The organism is Eubacterium sp. AF36-5BH, assembly GCF_003460505.1.
GTDB lineage: Bacteria > Bacillota > Clostridia > Lachnospirales > Lachnospiraceae > Eubacterium_G.
Genome location: NZ_QTVG01000003.1, coordinates 105,679 through 132,314, shown reverse-complemented (window position 1 = coordinate 132,314; position 26,636 = coordinate 105,679). Strand labels below are relative to the sequence as shown.

The following is a 26,636-nucleotide window of genomic DNA, read 5'->3' as shown; positions in this document are numbered from 1 at the left end:
AAAAGATTATGGCAGTATATCATTGTACAATAATATTTAAGGATAGTATTACAAAAATAAAAAAGATAAAGTTATTATAAAAATGTAAAAATTATAAAAGATGATTAAATAAGAGGTATATGTATGGCATTACAATTAATTTTGGGACGGGCAGGCTCAGGAAAATCTTATACTTTAATTCAGGAAATGATAAGTCTTTCAATGAAGATGGAAGATAAGAATTTTGTGGCAGTTGTACCTGAACAATATTCAATGGAAACTCAAAAAGAAATATTAACATTACATCCTAATCATGGGTGCTTCAACATAGAAGTTACAAGTTTAACCAGACTTGCTTATGCAATATTTGAAGAACTGGGAGTTAATGACTTAAATGTTATGGATGATTTGGGTAAGACTCTTGTAATTAGAAAGGTTTTAGAAGATTGCAAAGATAAGCTTTATGTTTACAAAAACAAAGTAAAAATGATGGGCTTTACCGACAAGGTGAAAACGCTTATATCTGAGTTTAGACAGTATAGCATTAATCAGGAGAGCCTTAATGACATTGAAGGAAAAGTAGAAGATTACCCTACACTTAAATTAAAAATACAGGATTTGGAAATTATAAATAATGAATTTAATAAGTTTATAGAAAATAGGGCAATAACAAACGAAGATTTGTTAAGTCTTCTTTGTGAATACATTCCTAAGTCAGAATATGTAAAGAATACATACTTTTATTTTGACAGTTTTACAGGCTTTACACCAATCCAGTACAAAGTCATAGAACAGTTATTAAAATACAGCCCTCATGTTTCCTTGGCAGTAACTTTGCCTGAAGAACAGGTTGATTTTAAAGGTTATGACGCAATGGAACTTTTTAGCTTAAGTAAGGAAACAATTGTAAAGATTAGAGAACTGGCTATTAAGAATTCTGTTGAAATTGAACCTAATATTGTAATTGACTTAGAGCGTAATCAGGCTCAAAAAGAAAATTCAAGATTAGGCAATCTGGCAAAGCCATTAGCTTTTGTGGAAGAAAATATATTTAGAAACACAAAGAAAGCTCAATATAAGGAAAGCAATGACAATATAAGAATTTATGCCTTAAATAATCCTAAAGGAGAGGCAGAATATGTTGCAGGTGAAATATCTAAATTAATTAAAAGCGGTGATTACAGATATAATGACATAGCTGTTATTGCAGGGGATATAGAAAGTTACCATAAGTATATAGAGCAGGCATTTGAAAAATATGATTTGCCATGTTTTATTGACCACAAGGAGGACATTCTTGCAAACAAATATGTTGACGGGATTCTTGCTGCATTGGATGTAATTAATAAGGATTTTTCTCATCAGACAGTTATGCGATTTGTTAGATTAAAATTTATGGAATTAGATGAAAATATGTGCGACATATTTGAAAACTATATTTTGAAATCTAATAGAAGAGGATATAGAAGTTACGTTAAGAACTGGGAGAAAGTATATCCATTTATGGAAGAAGGACATATAGAAATTGTTAATACAATTAGAGAACAGATAGTAGAAGGATTACAGGAACTTAGGGATGAGTTTATCAAAAAAGACGCAACAGTTTTTGAAAGAACCAAAGCAGTATATTTGTTTACTGTAAAACATAACATACAGGACAAAATACAGAAAAAAGCAGAAGAATTTAGGGAGAAGAAGGTTGTTGCACTGGAAAAAGAATATAGCCAAATATATGAATCAGTAATTAATGTTTTTGATAGATTAGTTGCCTTAATGGGTGATGAGATTGTAACTACAGAAGAATATAACGATATTTTAGAAGCAGGACTTTCTCAGGTAAAAATAGGAATTATTCCACCGGGAATCGATACAATTATGGTGGGTAATATTGAGAGAACCAGATTAAAGGACACCAAAAAAATATTATTTTTCCTTGGTATGAATGATGGTATTGTTCCTAAAAACAGCACTCCCGGGGGTATTATAACTGATAGTGAGAGAGACATATTAAAGTCTAAGGATTACAAATTAGCACCAACTACAAGGGAAAATATTTTTAAACAGAGAATATATTTATATTCATTATTTGCCAAACCATTAGAACAGATTGTTTTATGTTACAGCAAGTCAGACAGTGATGGTTCAACTTTAAGAAAATCATATATAATTGGAATACTGGAAAAAATGTTTCCTAATATGAAAGAAAAGCATTTTGAGGAAATAGAAATTCCGGTAAGCCACATTACTAACAAAAAAGTTGCCTTACAGTATGTTGCTGAAAACATTAATGCATATAGAAATGGCGAAGATAATCCGAGATTTAATTATTTAAGTAAGATTTTATTGTCGGATAAGTCAACTGCAAAAATAATGAATTTAATATTAGAAGGTGGATTTTATAATAATAACAGGAATGACTTAATGAAAGAATATGCAAAAAAATTATATGGTATTCCTGGTAATATTGGTATAACAAGACTGGAAAATTATGCTAAATGTGCTTATTCACAGTTCCTTTCTTATGGTTTGAAATTAAAGGAAAGAGAAAAATTTTCAATAGAGGCTTATGATATTGGAAATCTTTATCATATAACTATACAGAAGTTTTTTGAAATGGTGAATAGCAAGCAGCTTCAGTGGAAGGAAATTACTGATGAGAAAAGCAGTGAGTTAATTAAAAAAGCAGTGAAATACACTTTTGAAAAATATGATAATGAAGCTCTTGAAGGTTCAGCAAGAAATGCTTTTATAACTAATCAGGTAAAAGAAATAGCTGAGAAAACTGTTAAGGTGTTAATAAATCATATTAATCATGGAAAATTCAAACCGGCAGAATATGAAATACCATTAGAACATGGAATTGTAGATAGAATTGATACTTATGAAACAGATGATAAGTTATATGTAAAAGTTATTGATTATAAGTCATCAGAAATGGTATTTGACATTACAAAAGCCTATAACGGAATTCAGATGCAGTTATTAGTATATATTAATGATGCGATAAATTACGAAAAGAAGAAAACTTCCAAAGAAATTTTACCGGCAGCAGGACTTTATTTTAATATTAGAGATCCATATATGAATATAAGTGGAACAAATGACTTAATTAAGATGCATAGGGATGTTAATAAAGAGGATACAAGAACTGATGAAGAAATTTTAAAGGAAATAGTTTTCAAACAGCAATTACCAAAATTCCAAATGACAGGAATTGTATGTGACAGTAAGGAAGTTATAGATGCTGTAGATGAAGATGTAGAGAAAAACAATGAATCAAAGATTGTAAAAGTATCTTATGACAAATCAGGCAATCCAAAGAAAACAAGTCAGATTTTAGATGAACAAACATATTCTAAACTAATCAAGCATGTATCAAACAAAGCAGATGAGTTAAAGAATGATTTGCTTAGCGGTAAGATTTCAATCAACCCAATAGAGGAACAGTGCAGATATTGTAGCTATAAGGGAATATGCAGATTTGATCAGGCATTGGGAGATAAATACAGACAATTAGAAAGTGTTTCTTTTGGAAATATAGGAGAGTTATTAAATGAAGTGGACAGATAAGCAGTTAGATATTATAAATACCAGAAATCGTAATATTCTTGTTTCTGCGGCAGCAGGTTCCGGAAAAACAGCAGTATTGGTTGAGAGAATTGTAAGCCTTATTACAGATGAGCGTGAAAACATTGATGTAGACCAGTTACTTGTTCTTACATTTACAAGGGCAGCAGCTTCAGAAATGAAAGAGCGATTGAGAGAGAGACTTGAAGAATTACAGGAAAGTAATAATAATGACAATATTGTAAAACAATTAACTTTGCTAAATAATGCAACAATAACTACAATTGACAGTTTTTGTGGAAAAGTAGTCAAAGAAAATTTTGATAAAATTGACTTAGATCCTAATTATAGAATTGCTGAAGAAATAGAAGTAGAATTAATGAAAAACGATATTCTCAACAATATTTTGGAAGAATACTACGAAGAAGGTTCGGAAGAATTTTTAGAGTTGGCAAGAAAATATTCAGGTGGGAAGGTAAACGACAGAATATTTAACATTGTAGATACAATTTATAAAAAGGCTAAAGGGGAAATTAATCCGATTCTTTGGGTTAACAATTTAAAAAACAAATATAAGTTTAACAATTTAGATGACATATTAAACGGAGAAGTATATGGGCATGTTTTTAAGTCAACAGTAGACCAGTTAAATAAATGCAGGGAAGATTTGCAAAAAGCAATAGAGATTTCTGAAATGGATGATGACTTAAAGAGTTTTGGACAAAATTCAAAAGACATGCTGATAGAAATCGAGCATTTATTAGACAAAAAAGATTTTAGAGCCTTGGCGAAGTATTGTGAGAAAATTAGTTTACCAAGACTATCAACAGTAAGAAAAGGTAATCCTGAATTAAAGTTAAAGGTAAAAACAATAAATTCTTCAGTAAAAGCAACCGTCGAAAATCTTAAGGATTTGTACTTTACAGAACCGATTGATGAGATTTATGAAGACTTGGTTAATTGCAGAGAAACAATAGATATATTATGCGAGATTACAATAAAACTTATTGAAAGATTTACAGCGGAGAAAAGAGAAAAGAGAATTGCAGACTTTGACGATATTGCTCACATGGCACTTAATATTTTAAATGACATAGATGGCAATGGAAAGTTACAGCCAACAAAAGTGGCAAAGGATATGTCAAAAAACTATAAAGAAATTATGATTGACGAGTATCAGGACAGCAACTATGTTCAGGAAGCAATTTTAACAAGTGTTTCAAAAGGCTATGGCATTAATAATATGTTTATGGTTGGGGATGTTAAGCAGAGCATCTATCGTTTTAGAAATGCAAAACCTCAGTTGTTCCTTGAGAAGTTTTATTCTTATGAAGAAGACTTGCAGGCAGATAATTGTCTGATTACGCTAGATCAGAACTTTAGAAGTAGAAAGGAAATAATAGACAGTGTAAATTTCTTATTTGACAGAATAATGACTCCTAATTTCGGTGACATTGATTATCAAAAAGGACACAGACTTTCTTTGGGAGCACAGTATGAGAAGATTCCTGAAAGACAGGATAATAGAACAGAATTTATCGGTATACAAACCGGCTCAAAAGAAAAAGAGGCTACATTTGTAGCATCTAAAATCAGGGAATTAACGGACCCGCAAAATGGCTTTATGGTTCAGGGAAAAGATGGGAAAATGCGACCTGCCCAGTACAAGGATATAGTTATTTTAATGCGTAGTGTAAAAAGCAATGCAGGCATATATGTTGAGCAGCTTATGAATATGGGAATTCCTGCATATGCAGATTCTAAGAGCGGATTTTTTGATTCAATGGAAGTGGAAACCATTATGAATATGCTTACCATAATTGACAACCTAAGACAGGACATACCATTAGTTTCGGTACTAACAAGTGCTATGTTTAATTTTACAGATGACGAACTTGCAGTAATTAAGGGAGATAACCGTAAGATTTCATTTCTTGATTCTTTATTGGCTTATCAGGAAACAGGAGATGATTCAAATCTTGTTAAGAAAATTTATGATTTCTTTAAGGAACTTAATTATTACAGAAAACTGGATTATAAGAATTCCGTATATGAAATTATAAATGAAATATTAGAACGAACAGGATTTCAGTATTATGTATCAGCCTTAAGCAATGGAAAGAGAAGATATTTAAATATTGAGAACTTAAAGGAGAAGGCTGCAAACTATGAGAAAACAAGTTATAGGGGACTTTTTAATTTTGTAAGATATATTGAGAAGATTAAGGAGTTAGACAGTGACCAGGGGGAAGCATCAACAGTTAATGAAAATGATAACATTGTAAGAATACTTTCAATTCATAAAAGTAAAGGTTTGCAGTTCCCTATTGTTTTCATTTGTGACACTTCAAGTAACTTCGTTGCAGATGCAGGAACTGTAGATATAAGTGACAATGGCTATGCAGCAGTAGATGCCATTTTTCCGGATGTGAAACTAACAGTTACACCTACATATAGAAAGTATGTAAAGGATTTAAACAAACAGGAAAGTCGTATGGAGTATTTACGTCTTTTGTATGTTGCATTAACAAGAGCCAAGGAAAAGCTGATTATAACAGGACGTGTTGGAGGCAAGTATGAAAAGGAATGTGAGGAAGTCATTAATTCAGAAGATGTTCCACTAACTTATAATCAGATAATGAACAACAGCTCTTTCTTTAAATGGATACGATTTGTATATTTAAAGAATCAGGTTTTAGTTAATAACAGTTTTGTAACTGAAGATGAAATATCGGAAAATGAAGTAGATCAAATGGTAAAATCTGAATTAAAAAAGATGTTACTTGAAACATGGAATAATGCGGAAGTACCAAAGGATGTTTACGACAGACTTATTAAAGATTTTAATTTTGAATATCCTTATATTGAAGATATTAACCTTTGTTCAAAAGCAAGTGTAACTGAACTGAAAAAAGAAAGTATGGCAGATGAAGAAGCAGAAGATTCTTTAGACAAAATCTTTGAAAAAACTTCTGTTCATAAAGAGACGGAAATTGTTCCACAGTTTATGAAAGAGGACAAGGAGTCTTCGGATAGAATATATGGAGCAGAGCGAGGCACAGCATATCATAGAGTTTTTGAATTAATGGATATAGAAAACAAAGAATATTCAAAAGATATAATTACTAATATGATACAGGCTCAAATTGACAGCAAATTATTAACTAAGATTCAGGGAGAGGCTGTTAATCCTTATGATATTTTAAAATTCACAAAAACAAAGGTTTTTGAAAGAATGGCTAAGGCAAAGGAAAGTAATCAGTTATATAGAGAACGACAGTTTCTTTTAGGAGTACAGGCAAAGGAAATTAAGGAACACTCAAACTCAGATGAGTTAATGATTATTCAGGGTATTATTGACGTATGCTTTATAGAGGATGACAGGTATGTGATTTTAGATTATAAGACAGACAATGTTGACTCAATGGATGAATTAAAGCATAGATATAAGAAACAGTTAGAATGTTACAAATTAGCCCTGGAAAAAATCACAGGAAAAAAAGTTTCTGAAATGATAATTTATTCTGTAAAATTGGGAGAAGAAATGGCTATATAAAGAATTATTTTGTAAAACCAAGAAGAGACTACATAAAAGAATATGTAGACTAATAGGTGAAGAATATAAATAATTAGATACAAGCAAAATATAAAGTTTAAAGGAGGCAGGTGTAATTCTAAGCATTACCGGAATTATACGATAATATATGAACATACCAAAATATTTACAAAAAGGAGATACCATAGGTGTTACTGCAACATCTGACGGTATTGTAAATGAATTAAAGAAAAAAAGAGTAGAGAATGCAATGAGACAATTATCTGACAGGGGTTACAATGTAATTGCTACAGATAATCTTTTCAAAAGTGATGCAAGAGGCTGTAGTGGTACAGGAGCTGAAAGAGGAAAAGAAATAAATGAATTAATACATAATCCTAATGTTAGAAGCATTATGTCTGCTGCAGGTGGAGATTATTGTATGGAAATGCTTGAATACATTGATTTTGAGTATTTAAGTAAGAATCCAAAATGGTTTCAAGGGTTTTCGGATAATACATGCATAGTTTATCCTTTAGTTACTAAGTATGATACAGCAGCAGTCTATGGATGTCATGTTGGAGATTTTGGAATGAAACCATGGCAGAAACCTGTAGAGGATGCTTTAGGTGTTATTGAAGGAACAACAAAGAAACTTCATTCCTACGATAATTTTGAAGATGAGAGACATGAGTATGTAAGTGGCTATGAGGGCTATTGTGCAGACAAAGAAGTTAGGTGGGTAAACGGTCGTATGGAAGATGAAATTAGCATAACAGGAAGATTAATAGGTGGTTGTTTAGATGTAATTGTTTTTCTATTAGGAACAAGCTATGATGGTACGGAAGAATTTATAAATAAATATAAGTCTGACGGAATAATATGGAACCTTGAAAGTTTCAATATGGAGGACACCACAATTATTACTCACCTTTGGCAAATGAAAGAAAAGGGGTATTTTAAATATGCTAATGGGTTTATTTTTGGCAGACCGTTAATGTACAATTCCTGGAGTAACAGAACTTATGAAGATGCAGTAATGTCGGTTTTAGATGACTTGGATGTGCCAATTATATTTAACAGTGATATTGGTCACAAAGGCCCACAGTTTCCAATTATAGAAGGAGCTAAGGCAAAAATAATCAGTAGTAATGGAAAGGGAATTCTTGAATATATTTAAAAAAAGATATTTTCGAGTTTTAAATGAATGAAAAACAGGATAACCAACTTAATATAGCTTTGGAGACTTCATTGGAGCAATTGGAAAAATCCCGTGAATTATCAGCAGGTTATAATGTGGAAAATGATTCCTGGGATTTAATTATCAAATATTTCGGAGACATAGGCACAATTGAATCTTTAGTTAATAGAATAAAACCTTTATCAGGTGGCTATGCAACTGCTAATGCAAACAGAATTTTTGTAGATGAAATAGCAAATCTTCCAAACGTAATATTTGTGGAAAAACCAAAGAATCTGGAATTTGCTGTTTTAAACGGAAAAAGACAATCCTGCATAAATGAAGTTCAAAATGATTATTTTCAGCTGGATAATGAAACAGAGCCAAGTAATGAAATAAGGCTGAGTAATGAAGTACTACAGGATAATGAAACACAGTCAGATGTAAGACGACAAATAGGAATAGATGAAGAAACCTTTGAAAATAATAATGTACCATTATTCGGTAGAGGTGTTCTTATCGGTATAATTGACAGCGGAATTAGTTTTACAAACAAAGCCTTTATAGATGAAAGTGGTAATACAAGAATATTAAGGTTATGGGATCAGCAAACAGACAGAGTATATACAAGTGAAGACATTAATAGAGCCTTGGAAAGCAATAATCCTTATGGGATAGTTAATTCAAGAGATGTATCAGGTCATGGAACACATGTTGCAGGTATAGCAGCAGGTAATTTTGCCACAGACAAAAACAATAATTTAGGAATTGCAACAAGAAGTGATTTAATAGTGGTAAAAATGTCTGTGGATAATGAAAATTCATTTCCAAAAACTAATCAGTTAATGGAAGGCGTTGACTTTATTATAAAAGAAGCGAACATTCTGGAGAGACCGGTTGTAATAAATATTAGTTTTGGAAACACATACGGTTCACATGATGGAACATCTTTACTTTCAACATATTTGGATAGTGTTGTAGACAGTAACAGGGCAGTTATTGTTGTTGGAACAGGTAACGAAGGGGGAAGTTCAGGCCATAGCGGAGGATATTTGGAACAGGAGCCGGTGGAAGTGGAATTGCAAATATCAAATTATGAGAGGGCATTTAGCATACAAATTTGGAAAAACTATGTTGATAAATATAATGTTAGTCTCATATCTCCGTCAGGAGAAAGTACATCAATATTTAGCAGGGAAGGATACATTTATAAGGAGCAATTAGAAGACACAAATATAAATGTTTTGTATGGGACGCCAAAACCTTATAGCATTTTTCAGGAAATATATATTAGTTTAATTCCTAAAAGCAATTACCTTGATGCAGGAATTTGGAAAATAAAATTATTTCCTAATAGAATTGTAAATGGACGATATGACATGTGGCTTCCAGGCCAGGAGAAAATTAATACGAACACAAAATTTTTAAGACCTGACCCATATACAACTCTCACAATTCCATCTGCAACTAACAAAGTAATATCTGTAGGGGGCTATAATGGAAGAGATGATACCATTGCTACTTTTTCAGGAAGAGGATATACAAGAGAGTACAATATGGTGAAACCTGACATTGTTGCACCGGCTGTAAATATTGTGTCAGCATCCAATAATGGAGGAATAACAGTAAAAAGTGGAACTTCAATGGCTGCACCTTTTGTTACAGGAGCAGCAGCGTTGCTAATGGAATGGGGCATTGTAAATGGAAATGACAGATTTTTATATGGTGAAAAGGTTAAGGCATATTTAATTAGAGGAGCAAGACCTTTAAGCAGTAGAGAGGAACAACCAAATCCACTGGCAGGCTATGGTGCTCTATGCCTTTCAAGAAGTTTTCCTGAGTAATATTATTATAAATTATAAGTATATATAATATACTTAAAAAGCATAAAAGACAATAATCAATAGGCATTAGACATAGAAAAGAAAAAGTCTAGAATTAAATTACACATTGAAGAGTTATGTTTTAATAATTTTCAAGGCTTGACGGAAATATATTAGTACAGGAGATGGAGGTAAAAATGTCATATTATGCTTTAAATTTATATATCTTTTTATGTTGAAACATTTCCGTAAAAAAGTTAAAATCAGAATGAGTATAATTACATATTAAGACTGGTTATACTATAAAAAAACAAATAGTTGAAGAATAAACATCAATTAGCTAAATGATTAATAATCAATAAAAAGCAATTGGTTAATATTTAACAAACTAAACAAAATAATTTAAAAAATTAATAGCTAAATAAACAGTTAGGAGGAGAATATTATGGCAATTATTGAAGTAAATAAAGATAATTTTGAAGAGGAAGTTTTAAAGTCTGATAAGAAAGTGTTAGTTGATTTTTGGGCAGACTGGTGTGGACCATGTAAAATGTTAAGTCCTGTAATAGATAAGCTTGCAGAAGAATTAGATGATGTAAAAGTATGTAAGGTAAATGTTGATACAGAGCCTACAATTTCAATTGAGTACAATATTATGAGTATTCCAACATTAATTGTATTTGAAAATTGTGTTGAGGTAAACAGATCAGTGGGACTTGTATCAAAAGAAGAAGTTTTAGAATTACTAAAATAAAACTGCTTGTGTGAAAATATTAAATTAGCATTAAATTACAGTAATTAATAGCAATTTAAAGATTAATGGACACATTATATTTTTATTCTATCAATTTATTAAGATACTATATAAGAGATAGAGTATGGATAGTTGTAATAGATTGCTGTGATAATGGTTTAATAATCGATGGTTTAGAAATCTGCAGTATATTACAGAATTTTTACTGAAAGATGGAGTTTTAAGATACGAGGAGATTAACTGATGAAAATTAATAGAACAATACTTATTGTTGAAGATGAAGAAAAATTAAGAACAACTGTAAGTGATTTTTTGAAATTATATGACTATAACATTATTGAAGCAAAAGATGGTGAAATGGCATTGGAACAATTTGAAAAAAACATTCACTCAATTGACTTAGTTTTACTAGATATAATGCTTCCAATTTATGATGGTCAGTATGTTTTACAGAAGATAAGAGAAACATCAGAGGTTCCAGTTATTATGATGACAGCAAAATCGGGAGATGTGGAACAGGTAAAAAGTTTTGGAAATGGTGTAGACGATTACATTAAGAAACCGTTTATGTTAGCTCTTTTGAAAGCAAGAATTGAAGCAGTTTTAAAAAGAACATACAAATCAGAGAACAGATATGAGAAGCTTGAAGCTGGCAAACTTTCATTGGATTGCAAAGCAAGGAAAGTGTATGTAAATAACCAATATATAGTTACAACACCAAAGGAATTTGATTTGTTAAGTTTCTTTATTGAAAATCAAAATGTCACTTTGAAAAGAGAGCAGATTCTTGATGCTGTATGGGGACCGGATTATGACGGGACTTATAGAACAGTTGACACAATTGTAAAACAGATAAGAATAAAATTAAGTGATGAGTGTCCATATATTAAATCAATATATGGCATTGGTTATATTTTTGAGGTTGAAGATGTTTAAAACAATAAAAAGCCGAATGATAATTATGCAGACAATTACAATATTTTTTATATTGGGTATATTGTTTGTTTTATTTAGTGCATTTGCTGAGGATTATTATTTCAGCAGAAAGATTGGGGTAATTAAGCAATCGTTCAGCACACTGCAAAAAGAGGATATATCTACTCTTACCTATAAAAACAGGTATATTATTTCTTATGAAGAACAGAAGTTGAGATTTGTTATTGCAAATGAAAAATTTGAACCAATATATGTAACGTTAAAAACAAAGAATTTTAAGTCTATGACACAAAATGCAAATGCAAAAGCAAAGGTTGAAAATAACATTGTCAGTAGATTGTATAGATTCTCTGAGAAAGAAATAGTTACAAATAATGGTGTGGGAAAAATTTCAGGGCGTGGAATAATAACTCAGAATGGCAACAAATATTATTTATATGTATATGAATTAAAAAGTAATATGAAAATACATTTATCATACTATAAGTTATTCTTTGGGATAATGTTAATTCTTGTTGCTGTAGTTGGAGTAATTGTTTCTGTTGTAATTTCTAACCGTATTTGTAAGCCAATAAGACAAATTGAAGAAAATACAAAACTTGCTGTAAAGAATAACTTTGAACTTAATATTAATGAAAATCAGGAATTTGTTGAACTTTCCAGTTTAGCACATAGCATTAATATTATGTTATCAAAAATCAGGGAACAGATTACTGAATTGGAAAATGAAATAGAAAATAAAACAAAAGTTGAAAATCTCAGAAAGCAGTTTGTAAACAATGTTTCCCATGAAATGAAAACTCCACTTGCCATTATTTCAAGTCAGGTGGAAATGTTAGAACTATTGCAGGATAAGCAGAAAAAGAAGGAATATTGTCAGTCTATCATAGAGGAAACGGAGAATATGTCTCAAATGATTAATGACATGATAGTTATATATTCAATGCAAAGTGCAGAGGAAGAGTTAATGGTTGTAAGTGCTGATATTAACGAACTTGTAGAATTCACTTGTAGAGATTATGATAAGCTTTTCTTTACGAAAAACATTTCTCTTCATGAAAGCTATACTGAAAAATGTATGGCAGAAGTTAATGAAAGATTTTTCACTCAGGCAGTAAGTAATTACATAACAAATGCAATAAAACATTGCAAAGAAGAAGGTAATGTTTACGTTAGAGTTATGTCTGGCGAAAACAATATTAAAGTCGAAGTTGAAAATGATGGAAAACATATACCTGAAGAAAACATTGAAAATATTTGGAACATGTTTTATCAGGGCAACGACAGTGCAACCTTAAATGGACAAAAAGGCAGTGGACTTGGTCTATATCTTGTAAAAAGCATTGTAGAGTTACATCATGGAAAGTACGGGTGTGAAAATGTTGAGAACGGTGTTGTTTTCTACATTGAATTACCTAAAGTGCAAAAAAACAATTAATAGAAAATTGAAATAAGTTAGTGCCAACGGTATAATCCTAATAGGTATAAGGTGAAACGTTAAGTAACATTTATAGATTAGGAGGAAATTATGATTAATTTTGCAACTGTTGGCACTAATTTTGTTGTAGATTGGTTTATTAAGGCAACTTCAAAATGCGATAGCTTGAAATACAAGGGAACATATTCAAGAAATATTAATAAAGCAAAAGAGTTCGGTGAAAAGTACGGAAGCACTCTTTTCTTTGATGATTTAGATGAGTTGGCAAAATGCGATAGCATAGACGCTGTTTATATTGCAAGTCCAACATCCTTTCATTTTGAACAGGCTCTTAAAATGATTGAAAATAAGAAACATGTATTTGTTGAAAAGCCTATGGCAAGTAATAGCAGGGAAGTGGAAATTTTAATTGAAAAAGCAAATGAAAACAATGTGGTTTTAATTGAAGGTATGCGCCCTGTTTATGATGATGGCTTTAAGGCGGTGGAAAAGGCCATAGAAAAAATAGCTCCTGTAAGAAGAGCAAGCTTTAAGCTATGCCAGTATTCATCAAGATATAATAAGTTTAAAAACGGTATTGTGGAAAATGCTTTTAACCCTAAATTTTCCAATGGAGCGATTATGGATATTGGAGTATATTGCGTTCATCCAATGGTAAAATTATTTGGCATCCCTGAGCAAATTGATGCAAGCGCCATTATTTTACCGGATAGTATAGACGGAGAAGGAACTATATCCCTTAAGTATAAGGATATGTTGGCAGACATAACCTATTCAAAAATTTCAAATGGTTTTACACCAAGTGAAATACAAGGTGAAAAAGGAGCAATTTTAATTGAAGCAATAGATAGTCCAAGACGTGTAATAGTTCGTTACAACGATGGAACTACAGAGGAAGTCTATAACGTAGAGTTAGACAATAATCTGGTATTTGAAGCGAAAGAGTGGGAGACAATGATAAATAGCCATGACTATAGTGATAAACATAGCAAATATTCACTTATGGCACTTCAAATTATGGACAAGGCAAGAGCAATTCAGGGGATAGTTTTCCCTGCAGATAAAAAACACTAACAATTTGTCGGAAAATCTGTTAGAATACTACAGGAAAAAAATTTAAAGAAGTATAAAAAATGTTAAACGCGAAGCAGGCAACAGTAAAATATTCAGAAGGAGGAATGGGAAAAACAACCATGCCATTAGGTAAAATGTTTGCATTGGCATTTATGGCAGGTATGTTTATTTCATTTGCAGGTGTTGCATCATCGGTTGCTGCAACAACAGTAGAAAATGCATCACTTGGAAAGTTAATAGCAGCATTAGTATTCCCGGCAGGACTTGCAATGGTAATACTAAACAATTCAGAACTTTTTACAGGAAACAACTTATTAATTATTTCAGTATTAGATAAACGCATCAAATTCTATTCAATGCTTAAAAACTGGATAGTAGTATATATTGGAAATTTTGTTGGTTCTATTTTTGTTACAGGTGGTTATGCATTAGGTCATGAATTTTCATTATTTAACAACGGTGTAGCAAAGAATATTATGACAACAGCAGTTGCAAAATGTAATCTTTCTTTTTCAGATGCATTTATTAAAGGTATATTCTGTAACATATTAGTATGTGTGGCAGTTATGATGGCACTTACTGCTGAAAGAGTATCAGGCAAAATTATGGCATTATTCTTACCGATTATGGTATTCGTTATTTCAGGGTTCGAGCATAGTGTTGCAAACATGAGTTATATAAGTGGTGGCTTATTAATCCACTCACAGTATGGTAGCCTTGGATTAGATACAGCAGGTCTTACATGGTATAACTTTATAGTAAGTAACTTAGTTCCCGTTACACTTGGAAATATTGTTGGTGGCTTGTTTATTGGATTTATGTTTTGGTTTACTGCAAGAGATAAGAAATAATAAACATTGCAAAAACAAGTTCCCAAAGAAGTATTCCCATTTTTACGGAGAAGAAATTAAAATTATAATTTAAAAATATATACGCAAACAAGGCGAAAGATACAACAACACTAATTACAAAAATTCCTATATCAACCGGAAGAATAGATGTTTTGGTGTATGACGTATATAAATAAAATAGAGCAGGTGTTAAGATTAAACCGCAAACTAATCCTATGAATGAAGATAGGAAGTAGTTGCGGTTTTTCTTTCCGTAAATAAAATATCCCGGAACAATCCACAATAACATAGGAAAATATAAAAGTTTTAAATGTTCAAAAACACTTTCATTAATAGGGGAGAATAAACCTACAATTACATTTTTTCCCGACCAGTCATAAAAGAAGTGGAGAAGAGAGCCGAAAACAATTGTAAAAATAATGCCACTGATAATATATTTTTTGAAATTTTTATACATAAAGCCACCTTCAATTAAATTCATATTAACAGTGTATGTAGAAATAAGGGAAATATACTAAAGATAAGATAGAGTAAAAAATAGAGTGGACTAGAGGGGAGTCGAACCCCTGTCCAAAAATCCTTCCACCGTTCTTCTACTATCATAGTCAGTTATTTGACATTCCCTTAAGATAACGGGAACTAACACCCTTTACCTCTTAGTAGCTTCATAATGCTCCTAATTACTCAAAGCTTTGTAATTAGGGTTCCCTACGAAAGTCGATGCCAACTAACAAGCTGTAGGAGACTTATTAGTGACAGCTGCAACTAGGCAGCGTAAGCTAAATTATCTTCAGCGTTTAATTTTAAAGTTGTGATTTAACGTATCACCTACGGATAGCTTCACCAGATTCCAAATCCCTGTCGAAACCAGTACTAGCCCATAAATATTAAATTGTGCAAGTATTATGTTAAACTTTTAAGGCATAAAAGTCAATAATAAAAAAGTTACCAAATTGTAAAAAAACAAATATTTGTCTAATAAAAAAAAAGGAAAGCCAGGTAAAAAACCCTGTAAACAATAAAGAAAAATAAGAAATATTAATAAATTTAAGAACATATAGGAAAAAATAATAGCACAGGGAGAAAGGAGAAAAGATAACTGAGTCTTCAAAGAATACTCCAAATACAAACAACAACGGTTCAGTAAAAGCCACAGGTAATTCAAAAAATAGTGCTGCATCAAATGCTCCACACATAGGAGAAACAAATGGCATTTACGGTTGGCTATCAATATTGGGAATGGCATTAGCATTAAGTTTTTCATTCTAATACACATAATAAACACAACTTTTTGTTAATTTAAAATTATTATGATACAATAACTAAAAGTATAGCAGGAGGAATAATGGATATGTCAAAGTTGAAAATATTAGTTGTAGATGATGAAGCAAGAATGAGAAAATTAGTGAAAGATTTCCTTGTTAGAAAAGACTATGAAGTAATAGAAGCGGCTGATGGGGAAGAGGCTATTGACTTATTTGTTGAACATAATGATTTTGATTTAATTATATTGGATGTAATGATGCCAAAGATGGATGGCTGGGAAGTATGCAGGGAAATTAGAAAATTCTCAAAGATTCCAATTATTATGCTTACTGCAAAAAGTGAGGAAAGTGATGAATTATTAGGATTTGAATTAGGTGTGGATGAATATATTTCAAAACCTTTCAGTCCAAGGATTTTGGTGGCAAGAGTTGACGCAATTCTTAGAAGAACTAATAAGATTGACCAAAATGAAATTGAGCAGGCAGGAGATATTGAAATTAATAAGGCTGCACATTTAGTAAAAGTTCATGGAGAAATTGTAGACTTAAGTTTCAAGGAGTTTGAACTTCTTACATACTTTGTTGAAAATGAAGGTATAGCCTTATCAAGAGAAAAAATCTTAAATAATGTTTGGAATTACGATTATTTTGGCGATGCTAGAACAATCGATACTCACGTAAAGAAACTTAGAAGCAAATTAGGCGACTGTGGAAAATACATTCTTACTATTTGGGGAATGGGATACAAGTTCGAGGTAAATTAATGAAAAAATCAATAAGATATAAAATGGCTGCTTTAATAGTTATTATTATGACATTGTCAATGGCATCACTTGTAATATATAGCAGTCTTTTTATGGAGAAATATTATACGAAAACAAAACAGGATTCCATAAAGGAAGTTTATTACAAAATAAAGCAGGTTGTAAAAGAAGACAGTACATTTTCTGATGATTCAAGCACTAAGTCGGTAAATAAGACCTGTGAAAAGGCAGGGGCTACATCTATTGTAGTAGATGACTCTGGTAATGTTGTTTACGACTATGGTGCCGGTAAAATGCTTGAAGACAGATGGCGTGACATTATTTTTGGTCGAAATATTATGCAAAACAAGACACCTACTCTTGTGGAAAAAGGCAATGGGTATAAAATTCATTCCACAGTAGATAAGGAGTCTTCTGATAAATATTATGAATTAACCAGCACTTTGTCTAACGGTTATACAATAATGATTCGAATGTCAGTGGAAAGCTTTAAGGAAAGTATAAGTATTTCTAATAAATTTTATTTAGGTATAGGAGTTGTTGCAATATTAGTGGCAACAATAATTATTTTAATTGTAACCAGCAGATATACTAAACCACTGTTGGAGTTGGCAGATATTTCAAAGAGAATGTCGAATTTGGATTTTGATGTTAAGTACAAGGGGCATCATAATGACGAGTTAGGTGTTCTTGGAAACAGCATGAATGATATGTCGGATAAATTGGAGAAAGCCATTACTGATTTGAAGTCTGCTAATATTGAACTTCAAAAAGATATTGAAAAGAAAAATGAAATAGATGAAATGCGAAAAGAGTTTATCTCAAACGTATCTCATGAATTAAAAACACCAATTGCTTTAATACAGGGTTATGCTGAGGGGCTTCAGGACGGAATTACAGAAGATCCGGAAGATATGAAGTATTATTGTAATGTTATTATTGATGAGGCTTCCAAAATGAATAAGATGGTTAAGAACCTTCTTACGTTAAACCAGTTAGAGTTTGGTGACACACATGTTAATCTGGAAAGATTTGATATTGTATCAGTAATTAAAGGTGTTATTGCTTCCCTTAAGATTAAGTTGGAAGAAAAGGATATTAATGTAACGTTTGATTATAATGAACCTTTATATGTATACGCAGATGAGTTCCAAATTGAGGAAGTAATTACTAATTATTTGAACAATGCAATCAATCATGTTGACGAAAACAAAATAATTAAAGTAGAAATTACTGAAAAAAATGGTATAGTAAGAGTAGCGGTTTTTAACACTGGAAAAAACATTCCGGAAAATGAACTGGAAAATATTTGGATTAAATTCTATAAAGTTGACAAAGCAAGAACAAGAGCCTACGGTGGAAACGGTATTGGACTTTCTATTGTTAAGGCAATAATGGACAGACATAATAAAGAATGTGGTGTTGTAAATAAAGAAAATGGAGTGGAATTTTGGTTCCGGTTAGACTGCAATAATTCAGAGGAGAGACTTGATTAATGATAGCAATTATTGATTATGATGCAGGAAACATTAAGAGTGTTGAAAAGGCATTTCAGTTTTTAGGTCAGGATACTATTTTATCAAGAGACAGAGATGAAATACTTTCAGCAGACAAGGTTGTATTACCGGGAGTTGGTTCTTTTGGTGATGCAATGAAAAAATTAAAAGAATACAATTTAGTGAACACAATATATGATGTTGTGGATAAGAAGATTCCTTTTTTGGGAATATGTCTTGGACTTCAGTTATTGTTTGAAAGTAGTGAGGAGACACCGGGAGTGGCAGGTCTTGGAATTTTACCGGGAGAGATTGTTAAATTCCCTGAAACACCGGGCTTTAAAATTCCACATATTGGCTGGAATTCCCTAGAACTTACAAACAATGGCCGCCTATTTAAAGATATTGACCAGCAGGCGTATGTTTATTTTGTTCATTCTTATTATTTAAAAGCAAGAGAAGAGGAAATAGTAAAGGCAAAAACAAACTACATTACTGATTTTCATTCATCAGTAGAAAAAGACAATGTTTTTGCGTGCCAGTTTCATCCTGAAAAAAGTGGTGATGTTGGCTTGAAGATACTGGACAATTTTGCAAAGATTTAAAGTAAGAATGGAGACAGAATATGCATACAAAGAGAATTATTCCATGTTTGGATATAAATAACAACAGAGTAGTTAAAGGGACTAATTTCGTCAATTTAAGGGATGCCGGAGATCCTGTTGAAGTAGCTAAGGCTTACAACAAAGCAGGGGCAGATGAGCTTGTTTTTTTGGATATAACAGCAACATCTGACCATAGAGCCACTGTTACGGAATTAGTTAGAAAGGTTGCAGAACAGGTATTTATTCCTTTTACAGTTGGTGGAGGAATTAGAACTGTTGATGACTTTAAGGCGCTTTTACGTGAGGGAGCTGACAAGATTTCAATTAATTCATCAGCTATAATGAATCCTAATTTAATAAGTGAAGCAGCGGACAAGTTTGGAAGTCAGTGCGTAGTTGTGGCAATTGATGCAAAGAGACGTGAGGATGGAAGTGGCTGGAACATTTTCAAAAACGGTGGCAGAATCGATATGGGAATTGATGCCGTTGAGTGGGCAATGAAGGCAAATGAACTTGGAGCAGGAGAGATTCTTCTTACAAGTATGGATTGTGACGGCATTAAGCAGGGTTATGACCTTGAATTAACAAGAACAATTGCAGAGAATGTTTCAATTCCTGTAATTGCATCAGGTGGCGCAGGAAAGGAAGAACATTTCTTAGAAGCATTAACAGATGGTAAAGCAGACGCAGCTCTTGCTGCATCATTGTTCCATTATAAGGAATTGGAAATAAGCGATTTAAAGAAATATCTAAACAAAAATGGGGTTTCTGTTAGATTATAACTATACTCAATTAGCTATAATTAAAAAAAAATAGTAATAGTTAAAAAAGAAAATAGTAATAGTTAATCAGACAGAAAAATAGTTAATTACAGAAGAGAGTGATACAAATGAAGTATTATTTTATAATTAATCCTATAAGTGGAAAAATTAACAAACAATTATTAGAAAAGAATATAAGAGAGGCATGTCTTAAAAGACAGGTGCCTTACAAAGTTATGTACACAAAGAAAACAGGTGATGCACAGTATCTGGCAAAAAAAATACCTGATGAGGAATGTGTAGTTTTTTCCGTTGGTGGTGACGGTAATTTAAACGAAGTACTTAACGGAATTGCAAAATCTGAAAACAAGATTCTTGGAAATATTCCAACAGGCAGTGGAAATGATTTTGATAAAACCCTAAAGCAGTATCAAAATGGAATACTGAATATTGACTTAGGAAAAATCAATAACAGATTTTTTATAAATGTGGCGTGTCTTGGACTGGATGCAGATGTGGCAAATAACATATCATTTATAAGAAAGAAAAAATGGATTCCGGTTTCTCAAAGATACAATGCAAGTCTTGTATACTCTTATTTTAAATATAAGTTTAAGGACTTAAAAATAACAATGGGAGAAACTCAGGTAGAAAATTCATGCACAATTCTTGCAGTTGGAAATGGACAGTATTATGGTGGCGGTTTTAGAATCGCACCTCATGCTTTATTGGAAGATGGTATGTTTGACATATATTTTGTTGAAAAATTGCCTAAACCTAAGATTATTCCAATTTTAATTAAACTGTTAAGAGGAAAACACGAAAATTCAGAGTACGTTACAAGATTTTCAGAAAATAAGATTATAATAGATACTGATGAGTTATGTACTTTTAATGTTGATGGAGAAAAAATGACGTCAAATCATTTTGAAATCATTAATATTCCAGGTGGCATAAAAGTATATAACGACAGAAATTTTATTGATGAAATTTTGCAGAAGGAAGAGAAAAAATAGTTTATCAGATAAATGAGTACAAATAATTTATTTTATAAATGATTCGGTTTATAAATGAGTACCAACGGATTGGTATATAAATTAGTACAAGAGGGAGTTTTTATGTCAATGATAACAAATGACTGGCTTGAGCCTTTAAGCAGTGAGTTTAGAAAAGAATATTACAGTCAGTTATACAATTTTGTAAAAGATGAATACAGTAAAACAGTTGTATATCCTCCCGCAGAGGATATTTTCAATGCATTTCATTTTACACCTTTAAAAGATGTAAAAGTTTTATTATTAGGGCAGGATCCTTACCATAATGAACACCAGGCACATGGGTTGTCTTTTTCAGTTCAGCCGGGACAGGATATTCCGCCATCTCTTGTAAATATTTACAAGGAATTACATGATGATTTAGGATGCTATATTCCAAATAACGGTTATTTGAAAAAATGGGCAGACCAGGGAGTTTTATTACTAAACACAGTTTTGACTGTTAGAGCACATCAGGCAAATTCTCATCAGGGACATGGTTGGGAACAGTTTACTGATGCGGTAATTCAGGCAGTTAATGCACAGGACAGACCAATTGTGTATATGTTGTGGGGAGCGCCTGCAAGAAGAAAAAAAGCAATGCTCACTAACCCAAAACATTTGATTTTAGAAGCACCACATCCAAGCCCTTTATCAGCTTACAGAGGTTTTTTAGGATGTAAACATTTCAGCAAGGCAAATGAGTTCTTAAAGGCAAGTGGCGTAGAGCCAATAGATTGGCAAATAGAAAATATATAAAGGAGAGAAGAAATGGCAGTAAATTCAATTGATGCGGAAGACGATCAGTTTGCATATCGTTATGACACACAGTTATTAATCGAAAGAAGAGATAAAGATTTAGATGAGGATGAAATTTCTGATTACATAACAGATAATTTTGAAGGAAACAGTTTAATTGCAGCAGGAGATGAAGATTTAGTAAAAATTCATTTCCATACAAATGAACCTTGGAAAATATTAGAATACTGTAATACTGTTGGTGAAATCTTCGACATTGTTGTGGAAGATATGATTAGACAGGCAAATGGATTGCAGGGGTAGTAATATCTAAATACAAAAAAGAATGTTAAACCTAAATAAAAACCGGTTAATAGTAGATTACAACTATTAACCGGTTTTTTGTTTTACTTTATAATTTTGAAATTATCTAATTATCTATTTTTTTCCTGATTTAGTCGTTTGTTTGCAGTTGCAAGCATTAACTTAATTCGGTTAAGCTGGTTTACTTCGCTGGCACCGGGATCATAGTCAACGGCTACAATATTTGCATCAGGATTCATGGCTCTTAATTTTTTAATTACACCTTTACCTACAATGTGGTTTGGTAAACATGCAAAAGGCTGAGTACAAATAATATTTGGAACGCCATCATGTAGCAAATGAAGCATTTCACCTGTTAAGAACCAACCTTCACCTGTCTGGTTACCTATAGAAACAACTTTTTCAGCCATTTCGCTCATTTCCCATATATCGGAAGTAGGAGTGAAGTGCTTGCTCTCAATAAGTGCCTTTTTGGCTGAATTTCTAAACCATTCAATAGCTTTGATACCTAAATTGTTAATACGAACTGATTTTTTATCAAAACCTAAATTCTCGTATTTAAAAGTAGCATTTCTAAATCCATATAGGAAGAAGTCTACCAAGTCAGGCATTACAGCTTCAGCACCTTCTGACTCTAATAATTCAACTAAGTTATTGTTAGCAGTAGGAGAGAATTTAACAAGAATTTCACCTACAATACCAACTCTAGGTTTCTTAATATCTTTTACAGGAATGACATCAAATTCTTCAACGATTTTTTTCATGTTTTTCTTAAAACGTCTGATACCAAATTTATTATCGGCAAGTTCTTTACATAATTTATATTCCCATTTTTTATGTAAAGCATCAGTTTCGCCTTCGTTTACTTCATAAGGTCTTGTTCTGTAAACAACTCTCATAAATAAGTCACCGTACATTGCAGCTTCAACAGCCTTAATAGCAAACTTTGGTGTAATCTTAAAGCCACTGTTTTTCTCTAAGCCCTGTAGTGAAAGAGAAAGAACAGGAATATGTGACATACCTGCTTTTTCAAGAGCACGTCTAATGAAACCAATGTAGTTAGTTGCACGACAACCGCCACCTGTCTGAGTAATAATAACTGCTGTTTTGTTTAAGTCATATTTACCTGAAAGCAAAGCTTCCATAATCTGACCAACAACAATTAAAGAAGGGTAGCAGGCGTCATTGTTTACATATTTTAAACCTACATCTACGCATGATGGTTTACTGTCCATTACTTCAAAGTTGTAACCACATGAGTTTAAAGCAGCCTGAAGCATTTTGAAATGAATTGGACTCATCTGTGGTGTAAGAATTGTGTATTTATCCTCATACATTTGTTTTGTAAATTCAACCTTGTTAATTGAAGAAGGCTGAATTGTTCTTTCAAAATGATTTTCTGAACGAACTCTAATTGCTGCAAGAAGTGAACGAATACGGATTCTTGCGGCACCTAAGTTATTTACTTCATCAATTTTAAGTACAGTGTAGATTTTTCCTGACTTAGTTAAAATATCACTAACGCAGTCAGTAGTTACAGCATCTAAACCACATCCAAAAGAGTTTAACTGAACAAGATCTAAATCGTCTCTTGTTTTTACATAGTTAGCTGCACGATATAATCTTGAGTGATACATCCACTGGTCAGATACAATCAACGGCCGTTCAACTTCTGCCAAATGAGAAATTGAGTCTTCAGTTAAAACAGCAAGACCGTATGAATTAATCATTTCAGGTATACCATGGTTTATTTCAGGGTCAACATGGTATGGACGGCCTGCAAGAACAATACCACGCTTTCCGTTTTCTTCCATGTATTTAAGAGTTTCTTCACCTTTTTTTGCCATATCGTTTCTTGAGTTAAGAAGTTCTTCCCAAGCTAAGTGAGCGGCTTCCTTAACCTCGCCGGCATTAATTCCAAATTCTTTTCCAAACTCTTCAACAAGTCTTGAAGTAATTGTTTCTTCATTTGTGAGAGCCATGAAAGGATTCATAAACTTCATTGAAGGATCTTCTAATTCTTCAACGTTGTTCTTTATATTTTCTGCATAAGATGTAACAATAGGACAGTTATAATGGTTGTTTGCATCAGGCGTTTCGTTTCTCTCGTATGGTATACAAGGATAGAAAATAAATTTAACACCCTGTTTAATTAACCATGTAATGTGTCCGTGTACAAGTTTTGCAGGATAACATTCCGATTCACTAGGTATTGATTCAATACCCATTTCGTAAAGTTTATGTGATGATTCTGGTGAAAGAACAACACTATAGCCAAGTTTCTTAAAGAATGTAGCCCAGAATGGAAAATTTTCATACATATTAAGAACTCTTGGAATACCTACAATTCCTCTAGGCGCATTGTCAGGTGACAATGGCTCATAATCAAACATTCTTTTAAGTTTATATTCAAAAAGGTTTGGTATGTTATCTTTGTTTTTCTGACCACCAATACCTTTTTCACATCTGTTACCACTTATAAATCTTCTGCCATCAGAGAATTTGTTGATTGTAAGTAAACATGAGTTTGTACAACCTTTGCATCTAGTCATTGAAGTTGTGTATGTAAATTCTTCTAACTGCTTAAGATTCAACATTGTTGTAGGCTCGCCTTTATATCTGTCTCTTGCAATAAGAGCAGCACCGAAAGCACCCATAATACCTGCAATGTCAGGTCTGATTGCGTGGATGTGGGCAACTTTTTCCAAACTTCTTAAAACGGCGTCATTGTAAAATGTACCACCCTGAACAACAATTTTTCTACCAAGGTCTCTGGCATCTGATATTTTAATAACTTTATATAAAGCATTTTTTATAACTGAGTATGCCAAACCGGCAGAAATGTCTGCAACGCTGGCCCCTTCCTTTTGAGCCTGTTTAACATTTGAATTCATAAATACTGTACATCTTGTACCAAGGTCAGTTGGATTAGAAGCGAATAAAGCTTCTTTGGCAAAATCTTCAACAGAATAGTTAAGAGATTTTGCGAAAGTTTCAATAAATGAACCACATCCTGAAGAGCAGGCTTCGTTTAACTGAACACTGTCAACAGAATTGTTTTTAATCTTGATACACTTCATGTCCTGACCACCGATATCAAGAATGCAGTCTACCTGTGGCTCAAAAAATGCAGCCGCATTATAATGGGCAACAGTTTCAACTTCGCCTTCATCTAAAAGAAGGGCATTTTTTATTAAAGCTTCACCATAACCTGTTGAACAGGAACGGACAATGTGAGCGTCTTTTGGAAGCTTTGCGTAAATATCTTTAATTGAATCAATAATTGTTTTTAACGGATTACCGTTGTTTCCACTATAGAAAGAGTAGAGTAATGTACCGTCTTCGCCAACTAAAGCTGCCTTAGTTGTAGTAGAACCTGAGTCAATACCAAGGTAGCAGTTACCACTGTAAGATGCCAAGTCACCTTTTTTAACTTTTGCCTTATTATGTCTTTCAGTAAACTTGTCATAAGCTTCCTGATTCTGGAATAATGGCTCCAGTCTCTTGATTTCCATTGACATTTGCACACCATGAGATAACTGTTCGTATAAGTCATCAATGTCTACTTTAATATTTTCTTTATGATTTAATGCTGCACCTGTAGCGGCAAATAAATGAGAATGTTCCGGTGCAACAACATGTTCGTCGTCTAATTTTAAAGTCCTGATAAATGCATTTTTTAATTCAGGTAAGAAGTGAAGTGGACCACCTAGGAAGGCAACTGTCCCTCTAATTGGTTTACCGCAGGCTAAACCTGAAATAGTCTGATTTACAACAGCCTGAAAAATTGAAGCTGCCAAATCTTCTTTTGTGGCACCTTCGTTAATAAGTGGCTGTATATCTGTTTTCGCAAATACACCACAACGGGCTGCAATAGGATATATTTCCTGATAGTTTTTTGCATATTCATTAAGACCTGAAGCGTCTGTCTGTAAAAGTGAAGCCATCTGGTCAATAAAAGAACCTGTACCACCAGCACAGATACCATTCATTCTTTGTTCGATACCATTTGTAAAATAAATAATTTTGGCATCTTCGCCACCTAATTCGATTGCTACATCAGTTTGTGGTGCATAATCTTCAAGAGCAGTAGATACTGCCACAACTTCCTGTACAAATGGCACTTTCAAATGTTCAGAAAGTGCTAAACCACCTGAACCTGTAATCATAGGACTTAATTCAATTGAACCTAACTGTTTACGTGCCTTATCTAAAAGTAAAGCTAAAGTTTCCTGAATATTTGCATAATGTCTTTCGTAATCTGAAAAAACAAGATTGTTATCTTGGTCAAGTATTGCAATTTTTACAGTAGTAGAACCAATATCAATACCTAAACTATAATTTGCATTCTCGTTCATATTTGCCTCCTAATTACCCTTATTAATACGAGTAACGTATATTAAATATATGTTTTATTACCTATTAAAATGCTTTTGACATAAAAATATCAAAATCGACTTATTATTATATTATAAATAGGAAAAAAAAACAACAGAAAAAGATGTGAAAAAA

Annotated in this window: 17 protein-coding genes and 1 other RNA gene; 16 read left to right on the top strand and 2 right to left on the bottom strand. The window is 32.4% G+C overall.

The window, feature by feature from the left end:
• The first annotated feature begins 123 nt into the window (after positions 1 to 123).
• The 9 genes from DW006_RS03540 to DW006_RS03500 all read left to right on the top strand — a co-directional run bounded on the left by DW006_RS03540 (position 124) and on the right by DW006_RS03500 (position 15,137).
• Positions 124 to 3,549 carry a PD-(D/E)XK nuclease family protein gene (locus DW006_RS03540; protein WP_117999081.1) on the top strand — a complete coding sequence of 1,142 codons (3,426 nt, stop codon included), beginning with the start codon at positions 124 to 126 and terminating at the stop codon, positions 3,547 to 3,549.
• Positions 3,533 to 7,102, top strand: coding sequence for a helicase-exonuclease AddAB subunit AddA (gene addA, locus DW006_RS03535; RefSeq protein ID WP_117999080.1), 3,570 nt, complete (start codon positions 3,533 to 3,535; stop codon positions 7,100 to 7,102). Before DW006_RS03540 ends, addA begins: the two co-directional genes overlap by 17 nt.
• 148 nt (positions 7,103 to 7,250) lie before the next feature.
• Positions 7,251 to 8,261 carry a S66 peptidase family protein gene (locus DW006_RS03530; protein ID WP_117999079.1) on the top strand — a complete coding sequence of 337 codons (1,011 nt, stop codon included), beginning with the start codon at positions 7,251 to 7,253 and terminating at the stop codon, positions 8,259 to 8,261.
• Between the two features lie 23 nt (positions 8,262 to 8,284).
• On the top strand, positions 8,285 to 10,105 hold the full coding sequence (locus DW006_RS03525; protein ID WP_117999078.1) for a S8 family peptidase: 1,821 nt from the start codon (positions 8,285 to 8,287) through the stop codon (positions 10,103 to 10,105).
• A 424-nt stretch (positions 10,106 to 10,529) separates the two neighbouring features.
• On the top strand, positions 10,530 to 10,838 hold the full coding sequence (trxA, locus tag DW006_RS03520; protein WP_117999077.1) for a thioredoxin: 309 nt from the start codon (positions 10,530 to 10,532) through the stop codon (positions 10,836 to 10,838).
• 243 nt (positions 10,839 to 11,081) lie between these two features.
• Entirely contained in the window at positions 11,082 to 11,774 is a 693-nt protein-coding gene (locus DW006_RS03515; RefSeq protein WP_117999076.1) for a response regulator transcription factor, read from the top strand.
• A complete protein-coding gene (locus DW006_RS03510) occupies positions 11,767 to 13,212 on the top strand; it encodes a HAMP domain-containing sensor histidine kinase (RefSeq protein WP_158561058.1) in 1,446 nt (481 codons plus the stop codon). Before DW006_RS03515 ends, DW006_RS03510 begins: the two co-directional genes overlap by 8 nt.
• Positions 13,213 to 13,302: 90 nt before the next feature.
• Positions 13,303 to 14,286 (top strand): Gfo/Idh/MocA family oxidoreductase, encoded by a 984-nt coding sequence (locus tag DW006_RS03505; protein WP_117999074.1) that lies wholly within the window; start codon positions 13,303 to 13,305, stop codon positions 14,284 to 14,286.
• 59 nt (positions 14,287 to 14,345) lie between these two features.
• On the top strand, positions 14,346 to 15,137 hold the full coding sequence (locus DW006_RS03500) for a formate/nitrite transporter family protein (protein ID WP_117999073.1): 792 nt from the start codon (positions 14,346 to 14,348) through the stop codon (positions 15,135 to 15,137).
• A gap of 540 nt (positions 15,138 to 15,677) precedes the next feature.
• On the opposite strand, the gene ssrA is transcribed toward DW006_RS03500, so the two are convergent.
• Positions 15,678 to 16,017, bottom strand: a transfer-messenger RNA (tmRNA) gene (ssrA, locus tag DW006_RS03490).
• Between the two features lie 471 nt (positions 16,018 to 16,488).
• Between ssrA and DW006_RS03485 the strand changes: the two genes are divergently transcribed.
• The 7 genes from DW006_RS03485 to DW006_RS03455 all read left to right on the top strand — a co-directional run bounded on the left by DW006_RS03485 (position 16,489) and on the right by DW006_RS03455 (position 22,124).
• Positions 16,489 to 17,166: a response regulator transcription factor gene (locus DW006_RS03485; protein WP_022166209.1), complete on the top strand. Its 678-nt coding sequence runs from the start codon at positions 16,489 to 16,491 to the stop codon at positions 17,164 to 17,166.
• The gene (locus tag DW006_RS03480) at positions 17,166 to 18,662 is read left to right on the top strand and encodes a HAMP domain-containing sensor histidine kinase (protein ID WP_117999071.1); all 1,497 of its coding nucleotides are present in this window, start codon (positions 17,166 to 17,168) and stop codon (positions 18,660 to 18,662) included. The genes DW006_RS03485 and DW006_RS03480 overlap by 1 nt, the downstream gene beginning before the upstream one ends.
• Complete coding sequence (hisH, locus tag DW006_RS03475; protein WP_117999070.1) at positions 18,662 to 19,267, top strand: imidazole glycerol phosphate synthase subunit HisH; 606 nt, start codon at positions 18,662 to 18,664, stop codon at positions 19,265 to 19,267. Before DW006_RS03480 ends, hisH begins: the two co-directional genes overlap by 1 nt.
• Positions 19,268 to 19,287: 20 nt before the next feature.
• On the top strand, positions 19,288 to 20,049 hold the full coding sequence (gene hisF / locus DW006_RS03470; RefSeq protein WP_117999069.1) for an imidazole glycerol phosphate synthase subunit HisF: 762 nt from the start codon (positions 19,288 to 19,290) through the stop codon (positions 20,047 to 20,049).
• A gap of 107 nt (positions 20,050 to 20,156) precedes the next feature.
• Entirely contained in the window at positions 20,157 to 21,044 is an 888-nt protein-coding gene (locus tag DW006_RS03465; RefSeq protein WP_117999068.1) for a diacylglycerol kinase family protein, read from the top strand.
• A 102-nt stretch (positions 21,045 to 21,146) separates the two neighbouring features.
• Positions 21,147 to 21,821 (top strand): uracil-DNA glycosylase, encoded by a 675-nt coding sequence (ung, locus tag DW006_RS03460; protein ID WP_117999067.1) that lies wholly within the window; start codon positions 21,147 to 21,149, stop codon positions 21,819 to 21,821.
• A 12-nt stretch (positions 21,822 to 21,833) separates the two neighbouring features.
• Entirely contained in the window at positions 21,834 to 22,124 is a 291-nt protein-coding gene (locus DW006_RS03455) for a hypothetical protein (protein ID WP_117999066.1), read from the top strand.
• A 110-nt stretch (positions 22,125 to 22,234) separates the two neighbouring features.
• On the opposite strand, the gene DW006_RS03450 is transcribed toward DW006_RS03455, so the two are convergent.
• Positions 22,235 to 26,482: a 2-hydroxyacyl-CoA dehydratase gene (locus DW006_RS03450; RefSeq protein ID WP_117999065.1), complete on the bottom strand. Its 4,248-nt coding sequence runs from the start codon at positions 26,480 to 26,482 to the stop codon at positions 22,235 to 22,237.
• Positions 26,483 to 26,636 lie beyond the last annotated feature (154 nt).

Excerpts from the sequence above, each read along its gene's own strand:
- trxA (WP_117999077.1), top strand. The coding sequence starts at position 10,530 with ATGGCAATTATTGAAGTAAATAAAGATAATTTTGAAGAGGAAGTTTTA.
- DW006_RS03465 (WP_117999068.1), top strand. The coding sequence starts at position 20,157 with ATGAAGTATTATTTTATAATTAATCCTATAAGTGGAAAAATTAACAAA.
- DW006_RS03530 (WP_117999079.1), top strand. The coding sequence starts at position 7,251 with ATGAACATACCAAAATATTTACAAAAAGGAGATACCATAGGTGTTACT.
- DW006_RS03500 (WP_117999073.1), top strand. The coding sequence starts at position 14,346 with ATGTTAAACGCGAAGCAGGCAACAGTAAAATATTCAGAAGGAGGAATG.
- DW006_RS03525 (WP_117999078.1), top strand. The coding sequence starts at position 8,285 with ATGAATGAAAAACAGGATAACCAACTTAATATAGCTTTGGAGACTTCA.
- DW006_RS03480 (WP_117999071.1), top strand. The coding sequence starts at position 17,166 with ATGAAAAAATCAATAAGATATAAAATGGCTGCTTTAATAGTTATTATT.
- DW006_RS03450 (WP_117999065.1), bottom strand. The coding sequence starts at position 26,482 with ATGAACGAGAATGCAAATTATAGTTTAGGTATTGATATTGGTTCTACT.
- DW006_RS03540 (WP_117999081.1), top strand. The coding sequence starts at position 124 with ATGGCATTACAATTAATTTTGGGACGGGCAGGCTCAGGAAAATCTTAT.
- addA (WP_117999080.1), top strand. The coding sequence starts at position 3,533 with ATGAAGTGGACAGATAAGCAGTTAGATATTATAAATACCAGAAATCGT.
- DW006_RS03485 (WP_022166209.1), top strand. The coding sequence starts at position 16,489 with ATGTCAAAGTTGAAAATATTAGTTGTAGATGATGAAGCAAGAATGAGA.
- DW006_RS03515 (WP_117999076.1), top strand. The coding sequence starts at position 11,082 with ATGAAAATTAATAGAACAATACTTATTGTTGAAGATGAAGAAAAATTA.
- DW006_RS03455 (WP_117999066.1), top strand. The coding sequence starts at position 21,834 with ATGGCAGTAAATTCAATTGATGCGGAAGACGATCAGTTTGCATATCGT.
- hisF (WP_117999069.1), top strand. The coding sequence starts at position 19,288 with ATGCATACAAAGAGAATTATTCCATGTTTGGATATAAATAACAACAGA.
- DW006_RS03510 (WP_158561058.1), top strand. The coding sequence starts at position 11,767 with ATGTTTAAAACAATAAAAAGCCGAATGATAATTATGCAGACAATTACA.
- DW006_RS03505 (WP_117999074.1), top strand. The coding sequence starts at position 13,303 with ATGATTAATTTTGCAACTGTTGGCACTAATTTTGTTGTAGATTGGTTT.
- hisH (WP_117999070.1), top strand. The coding sequence starts at position 18,662 with ATGATAGCAATTATTGATTATGATGCAGGAAACATTAAGAGTGTTGAA.
- ung (WP_117999067.1), top strand. The coding sequence starts at position 21,147 with ATGTCAATGATAACAAATGACTGGCTTGAGCCTTTAAGCAGTGAGTTT.